This is a genomic window from Myxococcus sp. AS-1-15 (assembly GCF_020037055.1).
Taxonomy (GTDB): domain Bacteria; phylum Myxococcota; class Myxococcia; order Myxococcales; family Myxococcaceae; genus Myxococcus; species Myxococcus fulvus.
The window spans coordinates 816,383-840,367 of record NZ_JAIQDF010000001.1; the positions used below are offsets into that span (position 1 = coordinate 816,383).

The 23,985-nt window shown below is 70.4% G+C and carries 22 protein-coding genes; 11 read left to right on the forward strand and 11 right to left on the reverse strand.

Annotated features, from left to right (window positions below; translation table 11 throughout):
• Positions 1-15: 15 nt before the first annotated feature.
• The 8 genes from K8625_RS03415 to K8625_RS03450 all read left to right on the forward strand — a co-directional run bounded on the left by K8625_RS03415 (position 16) and on the right by K8625_RS03450 (position 7,118).
• Positions 16-501, forward strand: a complete 486-nt coding sequence (locus tag K8625_RS03415; protein ID WP_223748236.1) for a hypothetical protein — start codon at positions 16-18, stop codon at positions 499-501.
• Between the two features lie 141 nt (positions 502-642).
• Positions 643-1,791, forward strand: a complete 1,149-nt coding sequence (gene sctQ / locus K8625_RS03420; RefSeq protein ID WP_223781814.1) for a type III secretion system cytoplasmic ring protein SctQ — start codon at positions 643-645, stop codon at positions 1,789-1,791.
• Positions 1,792-1,799: 8 nt separating this feature from the next.
• Positions 1,800-2,213 carry a flagellar biosynthetic protein FliO gene (locus K8625_RS03425; protein ID WP_223748238.1) on the forward strand — a complete coding sequence of 138 codons (414 nt, stop codon included), beginning with the start codon at positions 1,800-1,802 and terminating at the stop codon, positions 2,211-2,213.
• Complete coding sequence (gene sctR, locus K8625_RS03430) at positions 2,210-2,935, forward strand: type III secretion system export apparatus subunit SctR (protein ID WP_223781815.1); 726 nt, start codon at positions 2,210-2,212, stop codon at positions 2,933-2,935. Before K8625_RS03425 ends, sctR begins: the two co-directional genes overlap by 4 nt.
• Positions 2,936-2,939: 4 nt before the next feature.
• Positions 2,940-3,209: a flagellar biosynthetic protein FliQ gene (locus K8625_RS03435; RefSeq protein ID WP_223748240.1), complete on the forward strand. Its 270-nt coding sequence runs from the start codon at positions 2,940-2,942 to the stop codon at positions 3,207-3,209.
• Positions 3,206-4,000 (forward strand): EscT/YscT/HrcT family type III secretion system export apparatus protein, encoded by a 795-nt coding sequence (locus K8625_RS03440; RefSeq protein ID WP_223781816.1) that lies wholly within the window; start codon positions 3,206-3,208, stop codon positions 3,998-4,000. The genes K8625_RS03435 and K8625_RS03440 overlap by 4 nt, the downstream gene beginning before the upstream one ends.
• Positions 3,997-5,046, forward strand: coding sequence for a flagellar biosynthesis protein FlhB (locus K8625_RS03445; RefSeq protein ID WP_223781817.1), 1,050 nt, complete (start codon positions 3,997-3,999; stop codon positions 5,044-5,046). The genes K8625_RS03440 and K8625_RS03445 overlap by 4 nt, the downstream gene beginning before the upstream one ends.
• Positions 5,043-7,118 (forward strand): flagellar biosynthesis protein FlhA, encoded by a 2,076-nt coding sequence (locus tag K8625_RS03450; protein WP_223781818.1) that lies wholly within the window; start codon positions 5,043-5,045, stop codon positions 7,116-7,118. Before K8625_RS03445 ends, K8625_RS03450 begins: the two co-directional genes overlap by 4 nt.
• Before the next feature lie 7 nt (positions 7,119-7,125).
• Here the strand turns inward: K8625_RS03450 and K8625_RS03455 are convergent, their stop codons facing one another.
• From K8625_RS03455 to ligA, 6 genes are all read right to left on the reverse strand, one after another.
• Positions 7,126-7,476, reverse strand: a complete 351-nt coding sequence (locus K8625_RS03455; RefSeq protein ID WP_046715538.1) for an HU family DNA-binding protein — start codon at positions 7,474-7,476, stop codon at positions 7,126-7,128.
• A 125-nt stretch (positions 7,477-7,601) separates the two neighbouring features.
• Complete coding sequence (locus K8625_RS03460; protein WP_370640359.1) at positions 7,602-8,990, reverse strand: YhjD/YihY/BrkB family envelope integrity protein; 1,389 nt, start codon at positions 8,988-8,990, stop codon at positions 7,602-7,604.
• A 612-nt stretch (positions 8,991-9,602) separates the two neighbouring features.
• Entirely contained in the window at positions 9,603-12,461 is a 2,859-nt protein-coding gene (locus K8625_RS03465) for an Rne/Rng family ribonuclease (protein ID WP_223781819.1), read from the reverse strand.
• 553 nt (positions 12,462-13,014) lie between these two features.
• On the reverse strand, positions 13,015-13,458 hold the full coding sequence (locus K8625_RS03470; protein ID WP_046715536.1) for a DUF3052 family protein: 444 nt from the start codon (positions 13,456-13,458) through the stop codon (positions 13,015-13,017).
• Positions 13,455-13,742, reverse strand: a complete 288-nt coding sequence (locus K8625_RS03475) for an acylphosphatase (protein ID WP_223748245.1) — start codon at positions 13,740-13,742, stop codon at positions 13,455-13,457. The genes K8625_RS03470 and K8625_RS03475 overlap by 4 nt, the downstream gene beginning before the upstream one ends.
• Before the next feature lie 19 nt (positions 13,743-13,761).
• Positions 13,762-15,780, reverse strand: coding sequence for an NAD-dependent DNA ligase LigA (gene ligA / locus K8625_RS03480; protein ID WP_223781820.1), 2,019 nt, complete (start codon positions 15,778-15,780; stop codon positions 13,762-13,764).
• 595 nt (positions 15,781-16,375) lie between these two features.
• Here ligA and rho point away from each other — a divergent pair.
• Both rho and K8625_RS03490 read left to right on the forward strand, forming a co-directional pair.
• On the forward strand, positions 16,376-18,010 hold the full coding sequence (gene rho / locus K8625_RS03485) for a transcription termination factor Rho (RefSeq protein ID WP_223781821.1): 1,635 nt from the start codon (positions 16,376-16,378) through the stop codon (positions 18,008-18,010).
• Between the two features lie 27 nt (positions 18,011-18,037).
• Positions 18,038-18,349, forward strand: coding sequence for a hypothetical protein (locus K8625_RS03490; RefSeq protein WP_046715533.1), 312 nt, complete (start codon positions 18,038-18,040; stop codon positions 18,347-18,349).
• Positions 18,350-18,364: 15 nt separating this feature from the next.
• Here the strand turns inward: K8625_RS03490 and K8625_RS03495 are convergent, their stop codons facing one another.
• The 5 genes from K8625_RS03495 to K8625_RS03515 form a co-directional block, all read right to left on the reverse strand.
• Complete coding sequence (locus K8625_RS03495; protein WP_223748248.1) at positions 18,365-19,609, reverse strand: AI-2E family transporter; 1,245 nt, start codon at positions 19,607-19,609, stop codon at positions 18,365-18,367.
• A 138-nt stretch (positions 19,610-19,747) separates the two neighbouring features.
• On the reverse strand, positions 19,748-20,203 hold the full coding sequence (locus K8625_RS03500; protein WP_046715531.1) for a hypothetical protein: 456 nt from the start codon (positions 20,201-20,203) through the stop codon (positions 19,748-19,750).
• Between the two features lie 14 nt (positions 20,204-20,217).
• Positions 20,218-21,009 carry an alpha/beta fold hydrolase gene (locus K8625_RS03505; RefSeq protein ID WP_223781822.1) on the reverse strand — a complete coding sequence of 264 codons (792 nt, stop codon included), beginning with the start codon at positions 21,007-21,009 and terminating at the stop codon, positions 20,218-20,220.
• A 105-nt stretch (positions 21,010-21,114) separates the two neighbouring features.
• Positions 21,115-21,600 carry a hypothetical protein gene (locus K8625_RS03510; protein ID WP_223748251.1) on the reverse strand — a complete coding sequence of 162 codons (486 nt, stop codon included), beginning with the start codon at positions 21,598-21,600 and terminating at the stop codon, positions 21,115-21,117.
• Positions 21,601-21,620: 20 nt separating this feature from the next.
• Positions 21,621-22,358 carry a glutamine amidotransferase gene (locus tag K8625_RS03515; protein WP_223782055.1) on the reverse strand — a complete coding sequence of 246 codons (738 nt, stop codon included), beginning with the start codon at positions 22,356-22,358 and terminating at the stop codon, positions 21,621-21,623.
• 106 nt (positions 22,359-22,464) lie between these two features.
• Here K8625_RS03515 and K8625_RS03520 point away from each other — a divergent pair, with 106 nt between their 5' ends.
• Positions 22,465-23,955 (forward strand): aldehyde dehydrogenase family protein, encoded by a 1,491-nt coding sequence (locus tag K8625_RS03520; RefSeq protein WP_223748252.1) that lies wholly within the window; start codon positions 22,465-22,467, stop codon positions 23,953-23,955.
• Positions 23,956-23,985: the final 30 nt, after the last annotated feature.

The window sequence follows — 23,985 nt, forward strand, 5'->3', positions numbered from 1 at the left end:
GGAGGGACACTCGACATGGAAGCGACACGTGTGGGGCGGGTGCGTCGTCCGGCGCGGAAGGAGGAGGTGCCCGTGGCGCCGCCACCGCCGCCCGTGGACCTGGAGGCCACGGTGCACCGCCCGCTCCTGGTGGTTCCCCTGGAGCGGTACGCGCTGGTGGCGTGGGTGCTCGGGCGGGAGCGGGCAGGGGAGCTCTTGGAGGGGCTGGGAACGGGGGCGATGCGGCGCGCGAAGGTGCACCTGCGGACCCTGGCGGCGATGCCCTCGGCGCGGCGGCAGGCGAAGGTGGCGCTGGAGTTTGGTGAGCGGGCTGACGCCGCCGCGAGGTTGAAGGCCTTGATGGAGGAGGCGCCGGAGCCGCTTCGCAAGGAGGTGTTCCGGCGCCTGCCGCCCTATCACCGCACCCTGTTCCCCGGGAGGGTGGTGGAGCCGGTGGACCCGCTGGCGCCGCCGCTGCTGACTTCACTGGCCGAGCGGCTCATCCGCGAAGCCACGCGCTGACGTCCGTCCTGTTCTGCGTACCGGGCATCCCGAGCCCGGATTCCAACACCGTCCAACTCCGCGACTTCACGACACGGCCTCCTGGCGGGGGCCGTGCACGAGAGGGGTGCGTCGTCTCACTCCCCCCAAGAGCCTTCTTCGATGAACCTGGACACCGAACCGTCGATTCCACCCGAGCCGCGCAGACTGCGCCGGCTGGGGGCACGCAGGATGAGCCGGGCGCACCTCGTGCTCGCCGCGCGTCCCCGTGTCGCGAACCAGGGGCGCCAGGCCTTGGGGGATGTCTGCGAGGCGCTCGGCCGTGAGCTGGGTTGCTCCGTGACGGCCGAGGCCCGGTTGTTGGACGCGGTGGTCTCTCCGCTTGGTGGGCTGATGCGGCCGGCGGTCTTCGTCCTGTTGGAGCTGTCGGCGGTGGGCGGCGTGGCGGTGCTGGAGTTGGAGCCCGCGCTGGCCATCGCGGCGCTGGAGCGTATCGCGGGCGCGGGTGGCAGGGCTGGTGTGGTGACGGAGCTGTCCCGTCTGGAGGACGCGACGCTGGCGTACCTCGTGCTGGTGGGGCTCTCGGCGGTGCGTGCCCGGTCGGAGCTGTATCCGGTGCTGGCGCCGCGCCTGGTCGCGCTGACGATGCGGGGCGAGGACATCACGGCCCGGCTGCGGGGCCGGCAGCCCCTGGTGGGCGTGGAGCTGCGTGTCACGGTGGGGCAGGTGAGCGCGGGGGCCCGGTTGTTGTTGCCGGCCCCGCTGCTCCAGAGCGTGTTCCTGGAGTACCCGGTGGAGCGCGGCGCGAGTGTCGCGCCCGAGGTGCTCGCCGCATCGCTCGAGCTGAGGTGTCTGGTGGGGCGCATGCCGCTCACGAACCAGGCGCTGGACGCGCTCGCGGTGGGGGACGTGGTGGTCTTCGAGGGAGTGCGCCGTGAGAACGCGCGCCTCCTGGGAGACGGACGGCTGGTGGGCCGTGGCTTCTCGCTCGCGGGGACGTTCCATCCCGAGGGCTTCTGTCTGACGCGCGCGCAGGTCCGTGCGCCCTTCCCGGAGTCGAACATGCAGGCCTCGAATGAACGCAGCAGCGACGCAATGCCCCCGCTCCCCGTGGACGTGGAGGTGGAGCTGACGCGGGTGCTCGTGCCGCTCTCGGAGTTGGCGGCGTTGAAGTCGGGCGTGGTGCTGCCGTTGCACATCAACGCGAGCACGCCGGTGTTGTTGCGCGTGGGCGACCGGGTGGTGGCGCGCGCCGAGCTGGTGGACATCGAGGGCGAGGTTGGTGCCCGCATCCTGGCCCTGCTGCCGTGAGCGCGCCCATGAATGCCCGTCGGTTCTCGTTCTCCCCGCGCGCTCGCTTGCAGGTGGCGACGCTCCTGGTGCTCGCGCTGGCCCTGCTGGGGCCGATGGGAGGGGTGTCCATGGTCTCGGTGGCCCGGTGCGTGCTCCTCGTGGGCGCACTGGGGGGGCTTGGATGGTGGTGGAGACGGAGGGCGAGGGGGACGAGCGCGGCGGGCCTCGAGCGCTTGAAGGTCGTCTCCCGGGCGGGGCTGTCACCGCGGTGTGGTCTCGCGCTGGTGGAGGTGGAGGGGCGCGACTTCCTGGTGACCTTCGGGGATGCGTTCGCGCACGTGCATGCGCTGCCCGAGCGGCGACAGGCGGCTCCGTTCGTCCTGGCGCCGGCCCGTCGGCCCCGTCCGGGACGTGGGATGCGCAGGGGGATGCGGTCATGAGCGGCGGACTGGGGTGGCTCGTGCCGTTGGTCGCCGCGGCGTCCCCGGAAGGGATGCTCGGTCAGCAGTCCTTCGCGGGCAGTCCGCTGTCGATGATGGGGATGCTCGCGCTGATGTCGCTCTTGCCGTTCGCGGTGCTGATGCTGACGAGCTTCTCGAAAATCGCGGTGGTGTTGTCGCTGGCGCGCTCGGCCATGGGGACGCAGCAGGCGCCGCCGACGTTGGTGCTGACGGGGCTGGCGGCGGTGCTGACGGGCCACATCATGGCCTCGGTGATGGAGCGGATGTACGACGCGGGACAGCTCGCCTACCAGGAGCTCGAGTCCGGCTCCGGTGCGCGGATTCTCGACTCGGCCGCTCGGGTGGCCGAGCCCCTGCGCGAGTTCCTGGTGAAGCATGGCAGCGCCGAGGAGCGGGCCCGCTTCGTGGACCTGGCGCGTGAGCTGCGGCCGCCGGAGGAGGCGGAGGCGGTCCAGGAGACGGACCTCTTCGTCATCATCCCAGCCTTCGTCATCACCGAGCTGAAGGAGGCCTTCCAGATTGGCTTCCTCGTCTTCCTCCCGTTCCTGGTGCTCGACATGGTCATCGCCAACGTGTTGCTCGCGCTGGGGATGCAGACGCTGTCGCCCAGCCAGGTGAGCCTGCCCTTCAAGATCCTCCTCTTCGTGGCGGTGGATGGTTGGTCGCTGCTCGCGCGCGGCCTCATCCTCGGATACCGGTGACGCGATGACCCAGGACGTGTTGCTGTCGCTGGGCCGTGAGGCCTTGTTGTTGATGGTGCTCGCGTCGCTGCCGCCCGTCGGGGCCAGCCTGCTGGTGGGCTTCCTGTCGGGGCTGTTCCAGGCGACGACGCAGCTGCAGGAGAGCACCCTGTCGGTGGTACCCAAGCTGTGCGCTGCGGTGTTCGCCCTGGTGCTCGCGGGGCCGTGGATCGCCGCCCAGCTCACGCGCTTCACCCACCAGCTCCTGACGCTCATCGCGGAGGTCTCGGTATGAACCTGGAGCTGGTTCGCTCGTCGCTGGAGGCGCTCGGGCCGGACGCCGCCGTGGTGGCGCTGTGCTGCGCTCGGCTCGTGCCCGTGGCCTTCCTGTGCCCCGTGCTGGGTGGACAGGCCACGCCGCCGACGGTGCGGTTGGGGCTGGTGCTGTCCCTGGCGTTGTTCCTCCGAGTAGAGGGAGGCGTGGAGTTGCCGGCGCCGGTGACGTCGTCGTGGACGCTGGCGGGCTGGTTGCTGCGGGAGCTGGCCTATGGCGTGTCGGTGGGGATGGTCTCCGCGCTGCCGTTCGACGCGGCGCGGATGGGGGGAAGGTTCATCGACCTGTTGAGGGGCACGTCCGCGGAGGCGAGCCTGCCGGTGTCGGGGAGCCGCGAGTCCGCCACGGGCGAAGGGCTGCATCAGCTGCTCTTGGGGCTGGTGATGTCGAGCGCGGTGGCGCCGCTCATGTTCGGCGCCTGGGTGCGTGGGTTCGGCGTGGTGGGGTTGGGGGCCTTCGTGCCGACGGAGGCCGCGACGCTGCACGTCGTCGTGCTCGCGGGAGGCGCGCTGGCCACGGGCCTGGCGGTGGGCGCGCCGATGGCGGCGGCGATGCTGACGGTGGATTGCTTCCTGGCGATGGCGTCGCGCGCGGCGCCGCAGCTGAACCTGCAGGAGCTGGGAGCGCCGCTGCGCATCCTGGGGGGTGGCGCGGTGTTGTGGTTGGGGACAGGCGTGTTGTGTGAGCGATTGCTGGCGGAAGTCGTCTCCACGGGCGGGGCGCTCTCGGTGTTGGGGGAGCTGGCCCGATGAGTGGGGAGAAGACGGAGCAGCCCTCCGCGAAGCGTCTGCGCGAGGCTCGCCGCAAGGGTCAGATTCCGCGCAGCCGACTGTTGTCCTCTAGCGCGGTGACGTTGGGAGGCGTGCTCGGCTTCATGGCGGGCTCGGCGCCGCAGGTGGCGCGGCTGCGGGACTGGACGTCGCGGTTGTTCCTCGAGCAGCAGGGGGCGGGCGCCTGGGAGGAGGGGCTCTGGATTTTCATGGGCATGAGCGGGCCCGTGCTCGGCGGCGCGCTCATCGCGTCGCTGGGCGTCAGCGTGGCCACCGTGGGGTTCGAGATGAATCCCGAGCACGTGGCGCCCCAGTGGGAGCGTGTCAGCCCCGCGGCTGGGATGAAGCGGCTGTTCAGCGTGAAGCCGTGGCTGGAGCTGGGCAAGGCGCTGGTCGTGGTGGCCCTGGTCGCGATGTTCGTGTGGAGCGAGGTGGAGGAACTGGGGCCGCAGGTGCTGCGGACCGCGTGGCTCGCGGGCGGCGAGGGGCTGCCGCTCTTGCTGGGGCGCATCGAGGGGCTGGTGCACACCCTGGCCTGGGTGCTGGTGGTGTTGGGAGTGGGGGACTACCTGCTCGCCCGACGGAGCCACTTTCGTGAGCTGCGGATGAGCCGGGAGGAGCTCAAGCGCGAGCACAAGGAGAGCGAGGGAGACCCGCGCCACAAGGGACAGCGCAAGGCGTTGCACCGGCAGCTCGCGCAGGGCGGACCGGCTCGGGGCGTGGCCCGGGCCACCGCGGTGGTCGTCAATCCCACGCATCTCGCGGTGGCGCTCCGTTACGACACCCAGGAGTGCGAGGCGCCCTACCTCGTCGCGAAGGCGCGTGAGGAGGAGGCGCTCGCGCTGCGCGAGGAGGCACGTCGGCTCGGCATCCCCGTGGTGCGGGACGTGCCGCTGGCGCGGAGCCTCATCCACTACGACCTGGGGGAGCCCATCCCCGAGGAGCTGTACCAGGCGGCGGCGGTCGTCCTCCGCACGGCGATGGAAGCGCGGGACGCGGACGAATCATCTCGGAGACGGACTTCATGAAGGCCCTGACGTCGTGGTTGTCGAAGGTGAAGAGCTCATCGGACCTGGTGCTCGCGGTGGCGATGGCCGCCGTGCTGGGCGCGCTCATCATCCCCCTGCCGGCGTGGCTGCTGGACGCGGGCCTGGCGCTGAACCTTGCGGCGGGCGTGGCGCTGCTGGTGGCGGCGCTGCGAGCGAAGGACGCGCTGAAGGTGACGTCCTTCCCGACGTTGCTGTTGTTCACCACGCTGTTCCGACTGGCGCTCAATGTCTCGTCCACGCGGCTGGCGCTCGCGGAGGGGCACGCGGGCGACGTCATCCAGGCGTTCGGTGAGTTCGTGGTGCAGGGGGACTACGTGGTCGGCGGCGTGGTGTTCGCCATCCTCTCGCTGGTGCAGTTCCTGGTGGTGGCGAAGGGCGCGGAGCGTGTCGCGGAGGTGTCCGCCCGGTTCACCCTGGACGCGATGCCAGGCAAGCAGATGTCCATCGACGCGGACCTGCGCGCGGGGGCCATCGACCAGGCTCAGGCCCGCAAGCGCCGGAGGGATTTGGAGCGCGAGTCGCAGATGTTCGGCGCGATGGACGGCGCGATGAAGTTCGTGAAGGGCGACGTCATCGCGGGCCTCGTCATCGTCGCGGTGAACCTGCTCGGTGGCTCGCTCATCGGCGTGTTGCAGGGAGGGCTGTCGCTCTCCGAGGCGGCCGCGACGTTCGCGCTCATCGCCATCGGTGACGGGCTCGTGTCGCAGGTACCCTCGCTCTGCATCACCGTGGCGGCGGGGCTCGTCGTCACGCGGGTGGCCTCGGAGCGCGAGGAGGACTCGCTGGGCGCGGAGATCGGCGCGCAGTTCTTCGGCGAGGCCCGGACGCTCTGGGTCGTCGCGGGACTGTGTGGCGTCCTCGCGCTGATGCCGGGCATGCCGCACCTGACGTTCCTGGTGCTGGCGGCGGCCCTGGCGGGACTCGGGTATGCCCTGTCACGCGGCGCGGCCCGTCCGGTGGCGGCGGCAAGCGAGTCGGAGGCGTCGGGCGAGAAGGCGGGGGCTTCCGGGAAGGAAGCGGCTCCGCCGATGAGCGCGGCGCTCCCCGTGGGTGTGTCCCCGCTCACCCTGGACCTCGCGCCGGACCTGACGGTGCTGACGCAGTCCTCCGGGGGCGCGTTCGTGCATGAACAGCTCAACGCGGTTCGGGACGAGCTCTTCTTCGAGCTGGGCATCCGTGTCCCCGGCATCCGCGTGAGGACCCAGGCCGCCTATCTGTCCCCGGGGGAGTATCGAATCCTGGTGGACGAGGTCCCCGCGGGCGGCGGGCAGCTGACCCCGGGCGTGCTCTATGCCCTGGCGCCTCCGGACGAGCTCGCGTTCCTCCAGGTGAAGGCGGAGCCGGCGGTGGAGCCCTCGACGGGGAGGAGCATCAGTCGGATTCCGGAGTCGGGCCGCGGCCCGGTGGAGCTCGCCCAGGTCCAGGTGCTGCGCCCCGAGGCGCTGCTCGCCGAGCACCTGCGCGTTGTGCTGCGGAGCCGGGCGGCGGAGCTGTTGGGGCTCCAGGATGTCCAGGGCCTCCTGGAGGGGCTGGAGCCGCGTGCGCCGATGCTGGTGAAGGAGGCGCTCCAGAAGGTGCCGTTGCCGCTGTTGACGGACGTGCTGCGCAAGCTGCTCCAGGAGGGCGTGAGCATCCGGGACTTGAGGGCCATCCTGGAGGCGCTCGTGTCACCCACCACCGAGGGGGACGCCACCGCGCTCGCCGAGCGCTGCCGACAGGCCCTGCGTCGCTACCTCAGCCACAAGTTCGCGCCCACGGGGCCGCTGTATGCCTACCTGGTGGACCCCGAGGTGGAGGAGATTCTCCGGGCCGCCGGGCCCAGGGGGCTCTCGCCGGACCCGGAGCGGGTGGCGGAAATCCTGGAGGGGGTGCGTCAGGTCGCGACGGGCGGGAAGGCCGTGCTGCTCACCGCGCCGGATGTGCGCAGGTCACTGCGCAGGCTGTGCGAGGGGGCGTTCCCGGACGTGGCGGTGCTCACGTACGGCGAGCTGGATGGCGCCCTGCAGATTCGTCCCATCGGTCGGCTGTCGCCGGTGTCCCATGGGATGTGAGGGTGGGTCAGAGGCCGGTGCCGGTGCTGCCGGGGCCCTTGCTCTCGGGGGACGCCAGGTCCGCCTGGGCCTGCTGGGGGGCGGGGCGGTTGACCCTGTCGCGCAGCTCCTTGCCCGTGCGGAAGAGCAGGCCCCGCTTGGGCTTCACCGGGATGACCTGGCCCGTCTTCGGGTTGCGACCCTGGTAGCCCTGGTAGTTCTTCACGTGGAAGGCACCGAGGCCGCGAATCTCGATGTTCTCGCCGCGACAGAGGGCATCCTTCATCGACTCGAAAATCGTCTCGATGGTGGCCTCAGCCTGCTTCTGCGTCACGCCCCGCTTGGCCACGAGGATGTTGATCAGATCGGACTTGAGCATCGGACGCTCCCGCAAACCCGGTGACCCCTTCGCAACAGGGCACTCTGGCCCGTGGTCGAATCAGGAAAACATAACAGAACGCGCCGGCACTGCAAGCAGGGTGGACTCCCAACCACCTAGAAACTTTACGGATTTCCGCTGGCTGCCATTCGGGGGGGCTCCGAGGGGGCCTCCTGGGCGACTTCAGGCCGCAGGGGCGCCACCAGGTCCGTCCAGCGCGTGCGTCGCAGGCGCTCGACGCCGAGGCAGTCCGCCTCCTGGAAGAAGTGCTCCACCTGCTCGAAGCCGGTGGCCTTGGGGCCATCCCAGGTGTCCGCCCCGCCGGAGATCATCACCCCGTGCACGGCGAGGGTGGTGTCGGCCAGGGTGAGGGAGGCGGGGTCCCTGGCGGGCCTCAAGCCCCCCCGGCGCAGGCGCTCCAGGAGGCCGGCGGTGACCATGCGGTCGACCACCTCGTGGACGAGCGATTCGGGGACGCGAAGCCGGGTCGCCAGCACCCGGGGCGTGGGAGCTGGACCTCCGTCCACCCACGTCAGCGTCGTCTCCTGGGCGATGCGCGAGGCGACCAGCTCATGGGCGCGTGGGTGGGTGCCGAAGGCGAAGAGGGAGTCGCGGAAGGCGGTGTGCTCGACGGCGTAGGCGAGCCGCGCTCCAAAGAGGAGCACGAGCCAGCTGACGTAGACCCAGGCGAGGAAGAGGGGCAGGGCGCTCAGCGAGGCGTAGAGCAGGTTGTAGCGGAAGCTGCGCGCGGCGAACTCGGCGTACACCGACTTGGCCAGGATCCAACCCAGGCCCGCGACGAGCCCCCCCGCCAGGGCGGAGCGGACCCGGACATGGGCGTAGGGGGTCCAGAAGTAGAGCAGCGTCAGGCCCACCACGGCGATGAGGGTGGTGCCGAGCGCGATGAGGACGCTGGCGAAGGGCAGGCTCTGGAGGACGCCGCGCACGGCCCGCGTCCCGGTGAGCGAGGCCGCGAGGAAGACGGGGCCCAACAGGAGCAGGCCCGAGTAGATGAGCAACCGGGTGCCCCAGGGGCGCTGGCGGCGGATGCCCCACAGCTCGTTCACCGCGCCGTCGATGTGGCGCAACAGGGAGCCCGCGGACAGGAGGATGGCCAGGAAGCCGACGCTGCCGATGGCCACGGAGTTGCTCTGCTCGAGGAGCTGGTTGAGCACCGCGGCGGACTTCTCCTGGACGCCGGGGGCGAGCATCTCCCTCACGACGAAGCGCAGCCGCTCCTCGAAGCGGTCCTGGTGGAACGCGTTGAGCAGGACGAGGCCCACCGTCAGCAGCGGCACCAGCGAGAACATGCTGATGTAGGTGAGCGCGGCGGCGCGGAGTCGGAGGTTCTCTCCGCGAAAGCCCTGGGCCACGGTCCTCGCGGCGAGGAACGTGTCGGTCGCGAAGCGGCCCACCTGGGTTCCCTGCACGGGTTCCCAGACGCGCAGCGCCCAGTCACGGGCACGCTCGCGCGTGCTCCGCCACCACGACGCTGGAGTCGAGGGCGTGGCCAACCTCAGGCGCTCCTGCCCATGCGCTGGCGCACCGCGCGGTGGCACGGTGGATGGTGAGGGTGCTGGAGTGGAGCGGAGGTGGGTGTCATCCGGGGCGGAAGCAGACCGGGAGCCGACGACGCTCCGCGACATGGAGTCGCAAGGCTAGCCAAACCTGTACCTCCAGGGCCAGCCCACCTCCCGTGGATAGGCGCCTGTCGCGGCACATTGACCGACATCCAGGAGGCCTCGTGCGAGCCAGGGCCGGACGCAGGCCTCATCGTTGAGAAGAGGGAGGCGCGCGCATCCGTCACGGGACGTCATGCGTGATTCGACGGTGCCTGCTCCCACAAGCGCGATTCTTCCGGCTCCTGGCCGAGGATTGGGGTGACGCGGAGCCTGATGGCTGGCCCCTCCCAGCGGTCCGGACCTGGCACCGGGCCCAGACCACTTCGCACCCATGAAGGGGCGGCAGTTCCAGTCCGTGATGCCAGAGGAGGGTGCTGCCGTTCCAATCCCGAGGGTGAGGAAGTGGGCCACTACGGAGCCCACTCCACTTGGCTTCCATGGGATGGCTGATGCCTGGGTGAGAAGGGCGGTCACCTAAGCGCCGCCCCGCCTCACCTCGCGGAATCAGGTCGAGCTACCGCCCGACGGCTCCGAGCCACCCTGGCCCGATGCCGGAGGCGTCGAGCCACCACTGCTCTCGCCGCCGTTGCCTCCCGCGGAGCCCTGGTTGCCACCGCGCTCGCCACGCTCGCCGCCCCGGTCACCGCGCTCGCCGCCTTGTTCGCCGCGAGGACGGTCACCGCGTTCGCCGCGCTCGCCCCGTGGGCCGCGGTCACCACGCTCACCGCGTTCGCCGCGCTCACCGCCACGGTCGGCACGCTCACCGCGCTCGTTGCGCTCACCACCCCGGTCGCCGCGCTCACCGCCCCGGTCACCACGCTCGCCGCCACCACGCTCACCGCGCTCACCGCCCCGGTCACCGCGCTCACCGCCACCACGCTCACCGGCCCGGTCACCACGCTCACCGCGCTCGCCCCGGTCACCGCGCTCACCGCGAGGACGGTCTCCGCCACGGTCCGGACGACGGCCGTCACGGCGGTCATCGCGCCGGTCTCCGCCGCCACCACCACCGCCGCCACCCCGGTCCCTGTCGCGATCCCTGCCGCCACCACCGCCCCGGCGGTTCTGGTCCTGCCGCCCGAAGCCGCCGCTGTCCGGCTTGCGCTGCTGCATCGCCAGCTCGCCGTCACCCGAGCCCGGGGACGAGGCCACCTTGTGCTCGGGGCCCGTCGCCGAGCGACCGTAGATGTCGTACTGCTCGCGGTGGTAGTTCTGCTGCGCCTTGACCTGGATGGACTTGTTGTAGCGGTCCATCAGGTGCCGCAGCTCGTTGCGCTCCTCGCCCTGGAGCAGGCGCGCGACCTCCGCGTTGCAGTTGATGACCAGCGTGGAGTCCTTGTAGCCCGGCGCCTCCCGGCGAATCTCCCGGAAGATCTCGTACGCCACCGTCGTCGCCGTCTTCACGAAGCCGTTGCCGTCGCAGTACGGGCAGTCCTCGTGCAGCACCCGGCCGATGGACTCGCGCACGCGCTTGCGCGTCATCTCCACCAGGCCCAGCTCGGAGATGCGCAGCACGTTGGTCTTCGCCTTGTCGCGCCCCAGTGCCTCCTGCAGCGCCTTGAAGACCTTGTCCCGGTTCTGCGCCTTCTCCATGTCGATGAAGTCGCAGATGATGATGCCGCCGATGTTGCGCAGCCGGAGCTGGTACACAATCTCCTTGGCCGCCTCGACGTTGATCTTGGTGATGGTCTCCTCGAGGCTCTTCTTGCCGACGTAGCGTCCCGAGTTGACGTCGATGGCCGTGAGCGCCTCGGCCTGGTCGATGATGAGGTAGCCGCCGCTCTTCAGCCACACCTTGCGCTGGGTGGCCCGCTGCAGCTCCTGCTCGATGCCGTACGCGTCGAAGACGGTGTCGTCGCCCTCGTGCAGCGCCACCCGGTCGCGCAGCGCCGGGTCCTGCGCCGTCACGAAGCCCAGGATGCGCTCGTACTCCTCGCGGTCGTCGACGACGAGCTTCTCCACGTCGTGCGCGAACAAGTCGCGCGTGGCGCGCAGGATGAGGTCCAGGTCCGGATGCAACAGACCGGGGCCGCCCCGCTTCTCGTTCTTGCGCACCACCTGGTTCCACACCTCGATGAGGAACCGGATGTCGCTCTCGAGCTTCTCCTGCGGAACGTTCTCCGCCACCGTGCGCACGATGAAGCCCGTGCCGGGCGGACGCAGCCGGTCCACGATTTCTCGCAGCCGCCGGCGCTCCTTCTCGTTGGAGATGCGGCGGCTGATGCCCACGTGGTCCACCGTGGGCATGAACACCAGCTGACGGCCCGGAATCGAGATGTGCGAGGTGAGCCGCGCGCCCTTGGTTCCGATGGGGTCCTTGGAAATCTGGACCACCACCTCCTGGCCCACCTTGAGCAAGTCCTCGATCTTGTCCGTCCGGCGCTGCTTGACCTTCTCCTTGCCGTTGCCGTCGTCATCGCGCTTGTCGCGGCGCTTCTCGTCCTGCTTGTGACGGCCCTTGTCCTTCTCCTTCTCCCGGCCGCGCGGCTCGCGCGCCTCCCGGGCCTCGCGCGGCGTGCGGCGCTCACCGGAGACCTCGGCGGGACGGGCCACGGCCAGCGCGCCCTCCTCACCGGCGGGCGGCGGAATCAGCTCGCTCAGCGCGGTGGCCGCGGCCGGCGGCGGCTCGGGCTGCTGCTGCGCCGCCGCCACACCGTCCTCGGACACCGGCGCCTGGGACGCGGCCTCGGCCGACTCCGACGCGGGGGAGGGGACCTCCTGCACCGCCACTGCCACGGACGCGGTCTCCACCGAGGCCGTCGCGCCCTCCACGGACACCGACACCTCGCTGGCCACCACCGTCACGGAAGGCTCGCTGGCGGACGGCGCGGCCTCGGACGTCGTCGGCGCGGCCTCGGCCACGGCGGACTCCGTCCCGGAAGCCACCTCCACCGACGGCGCGTTCGCCGCCAGCTCCAGGCGGGTGTCCTTCGGCAGGCCCTCGAGGTGCGCGGGAGCCTCGGCCGACAGCTCCTCGACCTCCGCCTCCGCCGCGTGCTCCACGGGGTGGTGGTGCTGCGGACCCCCGTTCCGGGCGGCGGCCTCGGCGGCCTCGGCCTCGGACTCGGTGGGAACGTCGGGCGCGTCCTCGTGCTCGCCCTCGGTCAGCTCGAACTGCGCCCGGGCGAAGTCCGGGTCGTAGACGACGTCGCTGACGTAGAGGAACGCGGCCTTCTCCAGGCCGATGTCCACGAAGGCCGCCTGCATGCCGGGCAGCACCCGGACCACGCGACCCTTGTAGATGTTGCCGACGACGCCCTTGTCCTTCTTACGCTCGAGATAGAACTCCGCGATGTGCCCGTTCTCGACGAGCGCCACGCGGGTCTCCCGACCCGCGGCGTTGATGACGAGGATGCTGCTCATGGACGAATCCTGGACGCGCGCGCGGTAGGGCGGACCTCACCGGACGGGAGGCGGCAAGACGCCGCGCCTGCGTGCACGCTGCGAAAGGAGAGGCGGCCTCCGGAGGCCCTCCAGTCAGGACGTCCTCCCCGGTCTGTCCGGGAACGGCACACGTCACGCTGTCGAGGGCCAAGGGGACCACCGCCTGCTCCTCCGAGTTCAATTGCTCCGCTTTGCCACCGGCACCCTGCCGGGCGGAGCCTTGTCTTCAACCGCGTTCGAGGTCCTCCACCACGCGCGTGCCGCCCGCTCCTTCCTTCCACACCCGGTCGGTGCCCTGCAGTGGGTCACCTTGGGGGGGCGACTTGGAGCCCCGGCGCAGCCGACGCGCCCGGAGGTATCCGGGAACGCAACCCGTCAAAAATTCAAGACTGGGCGTGACCTTCGCCAATGCGGAGCGTCACACAAGCGCCCAGAAACACGGGGAGTTTTTCACGCCCCCGGCACACGTGTAAAGCCGAGAAACGGCATCCATCCACTGTCGGGCAGATGCCGGGTGCCTCCCTGGCAGGTCTCAGGCCTGGGCGGGGGCCTGCTTGCGGCCCTCGGGCTTGTCCAGCCGCCCGCGGGGCCTGCGCACCAGCCTCAGGCCCGTCCAGGTGGCGTCGATGGTGCAGATTTTGTTGTCCACCAGGCCGATGTCGAGCGCCGCCTGGCGCACGAAGTCCTCGGAGAGGGTCGTCTTGACGCCCTCGCCGCCGGGCCAGCAGACCCAGATGCCCCCGGTGAGGGCCATGGCGCGCGCCAGGGCGGGCAGCCGCTGCACCAGCTCCGTCGCGTCCTGGGAGAAGAAGAGGATGACATCCAGGCCCGTCTGCGCGGTGATGAGGAACTCCACCCCGTCCGGCAGCGGATTGAGCTTCTGCACGAAGCCGCGCGGCGGGTTGATGACGGAGACCTTGGACCCGGCCCGGATGCCCAGCATGGCCGGCAGGGATGCCAGCGCGTAGGGCGTCATGATGTGCGCTCCACGATGAAGTGACGGTACTCGCCGGTGGCCTCGCCGTCCGTGCGCTCGACGCCGGTGACGCGCGCCTGCTCGGGACCTCGGTGACACCACCGGATGAACTCCTCCAGCATCTCAGGCTCTCCCTCCGCCACCGCCTCCACCGAGCCCTCCGAGCGGTTCCTCACCCAGCCCGACAGCCCCAGCCGCGAGGCCTCCACGCGGGCGCTCTCCCGGAAGAAGACGCCCTGCACCTTGCCCTGGATGCGCAGGGACACCCGCCTGGAACCGCTCATGAACCGAATGCCTCACCCTCTAGGCGTCCGCTCGCAACAGCCCGAGGAACGCTTCCTCATCCAGGATTCTTACCCCGAGTTCCTGGGCCTTCTTCAGCTTGCTGCCCGCATCGTCGCCGGCCACCACGAAATCGGTCTTGCGCGAGACACTTCCGGCGACCTTCCCACCCCGCCGCTCGACCTCCTCCTTCGCCTGCTCCCGCGTCATACCCGTCATCGAGCCGGTGAGCACCACCGTCTTACCAATGAACGGGCCTCCCGTGGCCACCTGGGGCGGGGCGGGTGCGACCCCGGCGTTGAGCAGCGCGAGGATGGCCTCGCGGTTCTGGGGCTCCTGGAAGAAGGTGTGGATGACCTGCGCCATGACCGCGCCCACGTCCTTGACGCGGGAGACGTCCTCCAGGGACGCGTCGAAGAGCTGCTTGACCTGGGGGAAGGCCTCCGCGAGCGCCTTGGCGGTGGCGTCCCCCACGTGGCGGATGCCCAGCGCGTAGAGGAAGCGGCGCTGGGTGGTCGTCTTGGAGCGCTCGATGGAGGCCAGCAGGTTCTCCGCGCTCTTGTCGCCCATGCGCTCGAGCGTCATCAGCTTGGGCTTGGTGAGCGCGTACAGGTCCGCGAACGTCTTCACGGTGCCGGTGGCCACCAGCTGCGCGGCCAGCTTGTCGCCCAGGCCCTCGATGTCCATGGCGATGCGGCTGGCGAAGTGGCGGATCTTCTCCACCAGCTGCGCGGGGCAGGACGCGCCGGTGCACCGGATGACGGCGCCGTCCTCGTCCTTCACCGCCACCGCGCCGCACACCGGGCAGTGCTTGGGGAACTCGAAGGGCCTGGAGTCCTCGGGGCGCTTGGAGAGCACCGTGGAGACGATCTCCGGAATCACGTCCCCCGCGCGGCGCACGAAGACGGTGTCGCCCTTGCGCACGTCCTTGCGCCGCAGCTCGTCCTCGTTGTGCAGCGTGGCGCGCGCCACGGTGACGCCGCCCACCTTCACGGGCTTCAGGTGTGCCACGGGCGTGAGGGCGCCGGTGCGGCCCACCTGGATGCCGATGTCCTGCACCAGCGTGGACTCCTCCTCGGGCGGGAACTTGTACGCCACCGCCCAGCGCGGGCTCTTGGAGACCTGGCCCAGGCGCTTGCGCTGGTCCTCGTCGTCCACCTTCACCACCATGCCGTCCACCTCGAAGGGCAGCTCGTGGCGGCCCTTGAGGGACGCGTCATAGGCGGCGCGCACCCCGTCGATGCCCGCCGCGCGCACGTAGCGGTTGATGGGCAGGCCCAGCGACTTCAGGTACTCGAGCTTCTCGATGTGCGTCTTGAAGGCGGGCACGCCCTCGGTGGGGACACACTCGTAGAGGTAGACGGAGAGCGGACGCTGCGCGGTCTCCTTCGGGTCCAGCTGGCGCAGGCTGCCGGCGGCCGCGTTGCGCGGGTTGGCGAAGAGCGGCTCGCCCTCCTCCTCGCGCTTCTCGTTGAGCTTCTGGAAGTCCGCCTTGCGGATGAAGACCTCGCCGCGCACCTCCAGCACCTCGGGCACCTTCACCCCGTCCTGGGGGAAGAGCTCCATGGGCAGGCTGCGGATGGTGCGCAGGTTGCCCGTCACGTCCTCGCCCGTGGTGCCGTCGCCGCGGGTGGCGCCCTGCACGAAGAGGCCCTTCTCGAAGCGCAGGGCGATCGCCAGCCCGTCCAGCTTGGGCTCGCAGACGTAGTGGACGGCGGGGATGCCGAGCAGCTTGCGGATGCGCTCGTCGAACTCCACCAGCCCCTCGTCCTCGAAGAGGTTGGCGAGCGACAGCATGGGGACGCGGTGGACCACCTGGCCGAACTCGTCCGCGGCCTGGCCGCCCACGCGCTGGGTGGGCGAGTCCGGCGTCTGCAGGGTGGGGTGCTGCTCCTCCAGCCCCTGCAGCTCGCGCATCAGCGTGTCGTACTGGATGTCGCTGATCTCCGGCGAGTCGAGCACGTAGTAGCGGTGGTTGTGGTGGGCCAGCTCACGACGGAGCTCGCGGGCTCGGGCTTCGGCTTTCTGGAAGTCGTCCACGGTGGGCGGTCCTTACCCCAAAACGCCCCCGCGTGAGGGCGTGTCCATGGCGCGCAATCTAGAGCGACACCCCGACATCGCGTCGACTGCCTCCCGCCATGTCCCCCGCGTGCACGGGGCCACACGCCCCGCCACGTAGGCCCCGCCTCATGCCGGCGGTGAGGCGCGCCCGCGTGATGCCCCTCGTGCGGGGCGGGGTGGGGGGCGTCAGTCCTGCCCGCGCGGGCCCACCCCCAGCGAAGAGACTCGTCGGGTCCTGGCGTGGGGAGCCACGACGCCCCGTGGCGGGTGGGAAATGTCCGCCGCCGGGCTCATGTTGCTCATCAGGAAGAGTCCGGAGGGTGGCCCTCAAGATGCCTTGACAGGCCTGGAGGGGGTCAATAACGTCCCTCGGCGGTTCACTGGCGCAGGAATTTCGACGGCGCCATCTCTTCCCCAAAACCAATCGGCCCGCGCCCGCGCAGTCCCCTCCAGGGATTCCGGTAAGGGTCGCTCCTCACTGGAGAAGGTGCTTCCGAGGCCGAGCGGACATCTCCCCCGGCAATCGAGCGTCCGAGTCCTCGGGCACCCCACACCTCCCCAAGCGTTCCCAGCCATGCGCAAAGCCCGTACTTCGAGAGAGAAGGCCGCCGACGTCGCTGTTCCAGTCGAGGCCGACGACAAGCCCCGTCGCAAGCGCGCGGCGGCGAAGACCGCCGACAGGGAGGAAGCCGAGAAGCCGTCCCGTTCGCGCCGCGCCCCTCGCCGTGACGAGGACACGGGCACCGAGGCGGAGGGCGACGCCGCCGAGGCGAGCGCCGAGCCGCCCCGCCCCGTGCTGACGCCGATCTCCCGTCCGGTCCGCGACGACGACCTCCAGGAGGCGCGCATCTCCGGTGAGGACGAGTCCCCCGCGGCCACGCTGCCGCCCCCGCCGGAGGCCCCCGAGGCCCCGACCATCACGGAGGTCAGCCGCGACGGCGCTCCCATGCAGGTCATCAAGCTCAATGACCTGAAGCGGATGAAGATCACGGACCTGTCCCGGATGGCCCACGACGTGGGCATCGAGAACTACCAGGGGCTGAAGAAGCAGGACCTCATCTTCGCGCTCCTGGGTGGCATCGCGGACAAGCGCTTCGAGGTCCACGCCGAGGGCGTGATGGAGCTGCTCAGCGACGGCTTCGGCTTCCTGCGCAGCGCGGACAGCGACTACCAGCCCAGCCCGGACGACATCTACGTGTCCCCGTCGCAGGTGCGCCGCTTCAACCTGCGGCCCGGCGACACGGTGACGGGCCCCATCCGCCAGCCCCGCGAGGGCGAGCGCTTCTTCGCGCTCCAGAAGGTGGACAAGGTCAACTTCACGGACCCGATGTCGGACGCGGCGCGCGAGCGCATCCTGTTCGACAACCTCACGCCGCTGTATCCGACGCGCAAGCTCAAGCTCGAGCACGAGTCGTCGGAGATGACCACGCGCATCATCGACATGTTCTGCCCCATCGGCCTGGGCCAGCGTTGCCTCATCGTGGCGCCCCCCAAGGCCGGCAAGACGGTGCTGCTGCAGAACATCGCGCACGCCATCAGCCGCAACCACCCGGACGTCTACCTCATCGTGCTGCTCGTGGACGAGCGCCCCGAGGAAGTCACGGACATGGAGCGCAGCGTGCGCGGCGAGGTGGTCTCCTCCACCTTCGACGAGCCCGCCACGCGCCACGTGCAGGTGGCGGAGATGGTCATCGACAAGGCCAAGCGCCTGGTCGAGCAGAAGTACGACGTCTGCATCCTGCTGGATTCGATCACGCGGCTCGCGCGCGCCTACAACACGGTGGTGCCCGCGTCCGGCAAGATCCTCTCCGGCGGCGTGGACGCCAACGCGCTCCACAAGCCCAAGCGCTTCTTCGGCGCCGCGCGCAACATCGAGGAGGGCGGCTCGCTGACCATCATCGGCACCGCGCTCATCGACACCGGCAGCCGCATGGACGAGGTCATCTTCGAGGAGTTCAAGGGCACGGGTAACTCCGAAATCGTCCTGGACCGCAAGCTGATGGAGAAGCGCATCTTCCCCACGCTGGACATCAACAAGTCCGGCACGCGCAAGGAGGAGCTGCTGCTGGGGCCCGGAGACCTGGTCCGCATCACCGCGCTGCGCCAGGTGCTGCACCCGTTCACCCCCATCGACGCGATGGAGTTCGTGCTCAAGCACATGCGCCCGACGGCGACGAACGCCGACTTCCTCGGCTCGATGAACCGCTAGAGGTAGCCATTGGCCCGGGGAGGACCCATGTTGGGTCCCATGCTCGTCCGCCTGCTTCCCCTCCTCGTGGGGGTGACACTCGGAACCGTGGGATGCGATGTGGACCCCCTGGGGCCACTGCTGGACCCGCCGCCGGTGCTGTCCAGCCGCACCTGTTACACAGACGACGATTGCGTCGCGGACGCGTGCTGCGGGCTGGGAACGGCCGTCACGCACGCGGACGAGGGGCCCAACTGCCGCGGCGTGAGCTGCACCAGCGGCTGCCCCGAGGGCTCCATCGACTGCGGGCGCTGCATGCCCATCTGCCGCGGAGACCGCTGCGCCGCCGCCTGTCAGTGAGGCCGTGCCTCTTCCTCAGGCCGCGGGCGTCTGCTGCCCCGGGGTGGCGACGGCCGGCTGCGGCTCGGCGCCCGGCAGCGTCACCACAGCCTGGGGCTGCGCCTTGAGGCGCGCGTAGTCGAAGCACGCCACGAGGATGGCGGTGATGGGCACCGCGAAGAGCGCGCCGATGAGGCCGAAGAGCCGCTCGCCCGCGATGAGCGAGAAGGCCACGATGACCGGGTGGATGCGCGCGGCCTGGCCCATGATTTTCGGGTTGAGGAAGTACGCCTCCACCGCGTGGATGCCGATGATCCACAAGAGGATGGCCACGCCCTTCTGGAAGCCGTCCGCCAGCGCGATGAGGACGATGGGCACCGAGCTCAGGATGGTGCCGAAGATGGGGATGAGGCTGAAGAACGTGGCGATGGTCGCCAGCAGGAACGCGAACTTCACGCCGAAGAGCAGGAGCCCCACGAAGGTCAGCGCGCCGTTGACGACGCAGATGGTGACCTGGCCGCGCACCACGCCGGACAGCGAGCGGTCCAGGCGCTCGGCGAGCTGCCGCGCGTCCTGCGCGTACTCGGGAGGCACCAGCGTGCCGCAGTAGCGGCGGATGGCCTGCCCGTCGATGGAGAAGAAGGCCGCCACCATCAGGATGAAGAACAGCATGAAGACGCCCGCGGCCACGCTGGCGACGATGCGGCGCGACACGTTGACGATGTCGCCCAGGTTCTCCTGCACCAGGGACGCCACGCGCTTCACCGCGTCCCCCATGAGCTGCTCCAAATCCAACGCCAGGCTGAACTGCCCCGCGCCGGCCGCGTCCGCGCCCTCCAGCGCGCGGTTGGACAGCGCCACGGGGATGCCCTGGGCACTCAGCCACGTCTCCGCGCGCTGCGCGAGCACCTGCACCTGCTCGGGCGTCAGCGTGTTGGCCAGCGCCATGAGGTCGCGGCTCACGCGCGCCATCTCCCGGTACAGCTGGGGCACCAGCGCGACGAAGAACAGGTACACGCCGACGAAGAAGCCCGCGTAGATGAGCAGGATGGCCACCCAGTGCGGCACCTGCCGCCCGGCCACCTTCACCCGCGTGATTCGCGACACCAGCGGCTGCACCAGATAGGCGATGAGCGCCGCGCCCGCGAAGGGCATCACCACCGAGCGGAACGTCACCAGGACCAGGGCCACCACGAGCCACAGGGCCCCCAGCACCCACAGGCGATGGCGACGGTCGACGATGGGCGTCGGAGGCGGAGAGTCCACGGGCTGCGGCGACATGTCTCGGGCTTATGGCACCGCCCGCGCGCTGACAAGGCCCGCTCGCCCACGTTCTCGTTCGTGCCCCAAGCAGGGGCTCGCCCGGGTGCCGGGGTGACGGAAAGTTTCCCCCATCCCCGGTCCAACCGGCGGGGCTGCTCAGGCGGAGGGCTGCTGGAGGCGGAGCTTCCGCTCCAGCCGGTCCAGGCACTCGTGCATGTGCTTGCGCTTCACCCGCCCCTCGGTGGCCTCGCCCAGCCCGTGCATCTGCTCCGTCAGCCAGCGCGACAGGAACAGCAGGGCCAGCCTGTCGTCGGGGCCCAGGCCGCGCTCCAGGTAGCGCTGGTGGCGCATGTAGTCGTCATACGCGTCCGTCTCGTGGGACAGCTCCCAGCGCGTCAGCCGCAGGGCCTCCGTGTAGACGGCGGGGGAGGGGCGGGGACGGGGCTCGGTGAACAGGGGCGCGAAGTGGCCTCCGGTGTCCAGGTCCACCTCCTGCACCGGCGGCGGCCAGCGCTGCAGGTCCTGCGCGAGCAGCTTCGCCACCTCCTCCACCAGGTGCTCCAGGAGGGTGACGGGCTTCAGGTCGAAGAGATGGTCCCACCGCGAGGGCATGTCCCCTCTCTACCTCAAGAGGCGGAGGGCGGCAGCGCGCGCAGCGCCGGGGCGTGCTCGCCATACCCCGCGGCCAGCTCGCGCCGGATGACCTGGTAGACGGACTTGCGCGTGAGCAGCTCCCCATGGCCCGCGTCGGGCAGCTCGTGGTTGAAGACATTGGGCTGCCCGTCGACCTTCAGACGCGCGGAGGTCCACGGCGTCACCTCGTCCGTGCGTGAGTAGAGCGACGTCACCCGCACGTTCCGGGGGAACGCGCCGGTGGAGAGCTGGCGCAGGAAGGGGGACACGGGCGTGAGCTGCCACATGCTGCGGCTGAACCAGCCGAGCGTCGCGCAGCCCAGGTACGCCAGGGGGCAGCCCTGGTGCGGCGTGCCCAGCGTCACGAGGTTCTGCACCCGTTGGTCTCCACCCAGGCGCTTCACGTAGTACGTGCCGATGAGGCCGCCCTTCGAGTGGCCGATGATGCTCAAGGGCCCCATGTGCGGGTAGCGCGCGTACATGCGCTCCACCTTCTCGCGCACCTTCTCGGCGAGCGCGTCGATGCCGTGCGTGTTGAAGCGGTCCAGCGCGCCGCCCAGGTGGATGGACCACACGGCGTAGCCCTCGCGCCGCAGCCGCTGCTCGAGGACCTCGAACACCCGGCGCGTGCTGAAGAAGCCATAGAGCAGCAGCACGGGCCTGGGGCAGTGGGCGAAGTCCGTCCTCCGGACGATGCGGTTGGCGTCCGCGTCCAGGTGGAGCTGGCCGATGAGGCTCTTGAGCCGGCGGCTCCACCGGCGATAGCGCGGCAGGAAACGTTTCATGGCGCACCCGAGCGACGCGCGAGGCGCCGTCCGGGCTCAACCTGTGGATTCCCGCCACCCGATGCAGGCGGTGCGGGGCGCTCGCGAACCGCGAACGCTATCTGCTCAACGTCCCGCGTCCGCGCCTCCCGGGCCCGCGTCGGGAATCCCACCATCCCCCGTCCCCGCGTCCGTGCCACCATCCCCGGGGCCGGTGATGCAGCAGGCGGGCACCTGGTCGAAGTACAGCGCCGACTGCGAGCAGAAGACCCGGATGTCCCGGCGGTGCGCGCCGCAGCCGGTGACGAAGCGCCCGTCCTCGCACACCGGCTCGGGCGCCGTCGCCGGGTCACACGCCGTCAGGCTCAGCGCGCACACGGCCCGTGAGCGATAGAAGCGCGCGTCGCTCCGGTCTCCGGCGACGACGGTGCACGTGGCGCCCCGGTCGCACTGCTGGAAGACGGGGCCGGTGGAGCAGGGGCCCACGGTGCAGGCCGTCTCACAGTTGAGCGCCTCCCCCTCGTCACAGCGGGGCGCCTGGTCGCACGGGTTCCCATCCGAGCAGGAGGTGACGAGGAGGGCGAGCAGGAAGGACAGGAGGATGCGCGGCAAGGGAGGCCTCGGGAAGCGGGTCAGGTGAAGCGCTCCAGGAAGTTCATCAGGATTCGGCGCCCGAAGGGAGTGGGAGCAAGGCCCGCCAGCAGCCTCGGCACCTCCTCGCCGGGCACGCGCCCTCGCGCCAGCGCCTCCTTCTCCAGCCCGTCGCGCCGGGCGTCGATGACGGCGCGCAGCGCCTCGGGGCTCGCCTCCGGGTGGAACTGCACGCCCCGGACCTTGGGGCGGAAGGCGAGCGCCTGCGTGGCCGTGTTGTCGTTGCCCGCGAGCACCCGCGCGCCCTCGGGCATGCACGTGACGATGTCCTCGTGCGTGGCCTGGGTGGCGAAGAGCTCCGGCACGCCGTCGAACAGCGCGTCCCGGCGTCCCTCCTCGGTGAGGCGCACCTGCACGGTGCCCGTCTCCCGGCCGCGCGGATTGCGCGCCACCTGTCCGCCGTACGCATGCGCGAGCAGCTGGTGACCGAAGCACACGCCGAGCACCGGCGTGCCCGCCTCGGCGGCGCTCAGCATGAAGTCCGCGGCGCGCTCCATCCAGGGCTCCAGCTTCGTCACCGACAGCGGTGAGCCCGTCATCATCACCGCGTCATACGCGCGCGCGTCGCGGGGAAGCGGCGCGTCGCGGTGCACGGGGAGGATGTCGAAGCGATGACCCTCCAGTCCAATGGTGCGCAGGAACCACTGCTCGTAATCACCCACACTGAGGCGCACGGACACGGCCGCCTCGCCGGCTTTCAGCAACAAGACGTTCTTCACCGCCGCAGGTTGCCGCGTCTGGACGTCATTCCTACCCTGTCGTGCCACCTGTGTTCGCTCCTGGCCAATCCGTCTGGAACGCCCCCGTGCGCCCCGAGGAATCCCCATGATTGATGCACGCTCCCTCTCCCCACGGCTTCCCGTCCTGCAGCTGCTCATCGACGGACAGGGTGTGGACCCCATCGAAGGGGGCACCTTCCCGGTGGTGAACCCCGCCACGGGTGAGAAGGTGTGCGACGTGCCGAGCGCCACCGCGGCGGACGTGGACCGCGCGGTGAAGGCCGCCCGGCGCGCGTTCGAGTCCGGCCCGTGGAGCAAGATGTCCGCCCGTGAGCGCGGCAAGCTCATCCGAAAGCTCTCCGACCTGCTCTGGCAGCGGCGCGAGGAGTTCGCGCTCGTCGAGTCGCTCAACAACGGCAAGACGTTCCGCGACGCCATCCGTGGGGACGTGGCGCCGGGCGCCGGCACGCTCGCGTACTTCGCGGACTGGGCGGACAAGGTGCATGGCGAGGTGCTGCCGGTCGACGGGCCCTTCCACACCTACGTGCTCAAGGAGCCGGTGGGCGTGGCGGGCCTGATTGTCCCCTGGAACTATCCCACGTGCATCCTGTGCTGGAAGCTGGGCCCCGCGCTCGCCGCCGGCTGCACCGTGGTGGTGAAGCCCTCCGAGATGACGCCGCTCACGGCGATGAAGCTGGGCGCGCTCGCGCTGGAGGCGGGCTTCCCGCCCGGCGTGCTCAACGTGGTGCCCGGCTACGGAGACCCCGCGGGCGAGGCGCTCGCGCGCCACCCGGACGTGGACAAGATTTCGTTCACCGGCTCGGGGCGCACCGCGCGCCGGCTGATGCAGGCCTCGGCGGGCAGCAACCTGAAGAAGCTGACGCTGGAGTTGGGCGGCAAGAGCCCCCAGGTCGTCTTCGCCGACGCCGACATGGACCGCGCGGTGGAGGCGTGCTTCTGGGGCATCTTCGGCAACAAGGGTGAGACGTGCAACGCGGGCAGCCGCGTGCTGGTGCAGGACAGCGTCTACGACGAGTTCGTGGGCCGGCTCGCCGAGCGCGCGAAGAAGCTGCGCGTGGGTGACCCGCTGGACCCGTCCACGGAGATGGGCGCGCAGGTGAGCCAGAAGCAGCTCGACACCATCCTGGGCTACGTGGAGAGCGGGCGTCAGCAGGGCGCGCGGCTGCTCGCGGGCGGCGAGCGCGACACGGAGAGCGCCAAGGCGAAGGGCTGCTTCATGAAGCCCACCGTCTTCGGCGACGTGAAGCCGGACATGAAGATCGCCCAGGAGGAGATCTTCGGCCCGGTGCTCGCGTGCATGCGCTTCAAGGACGACGCGCAGGCGCTGGAGCTGGCCAACGGCACGCTCTACGGGCTGGCCGCGTCGCTGTGGACGCGCGACGTGGCGAAGGCACACGCGCTGGCTCGCAAGGTGAAGAGCGGCGTGGTGTGGATCAACTGCTTCAACGAGTTCGACGATGCCGCGCCGTTCGGCGGCTACAAGGAGTCCGGCTGGGGCCGTGACCTGTCGCACCACGCGCTGGAGGGCTACCTCCAGACGAAGGCGGTGTGGACGAAGCTGCCCACGGACACCTGAGCATTCCCTCACCCCACGAAGGAAGGTCCC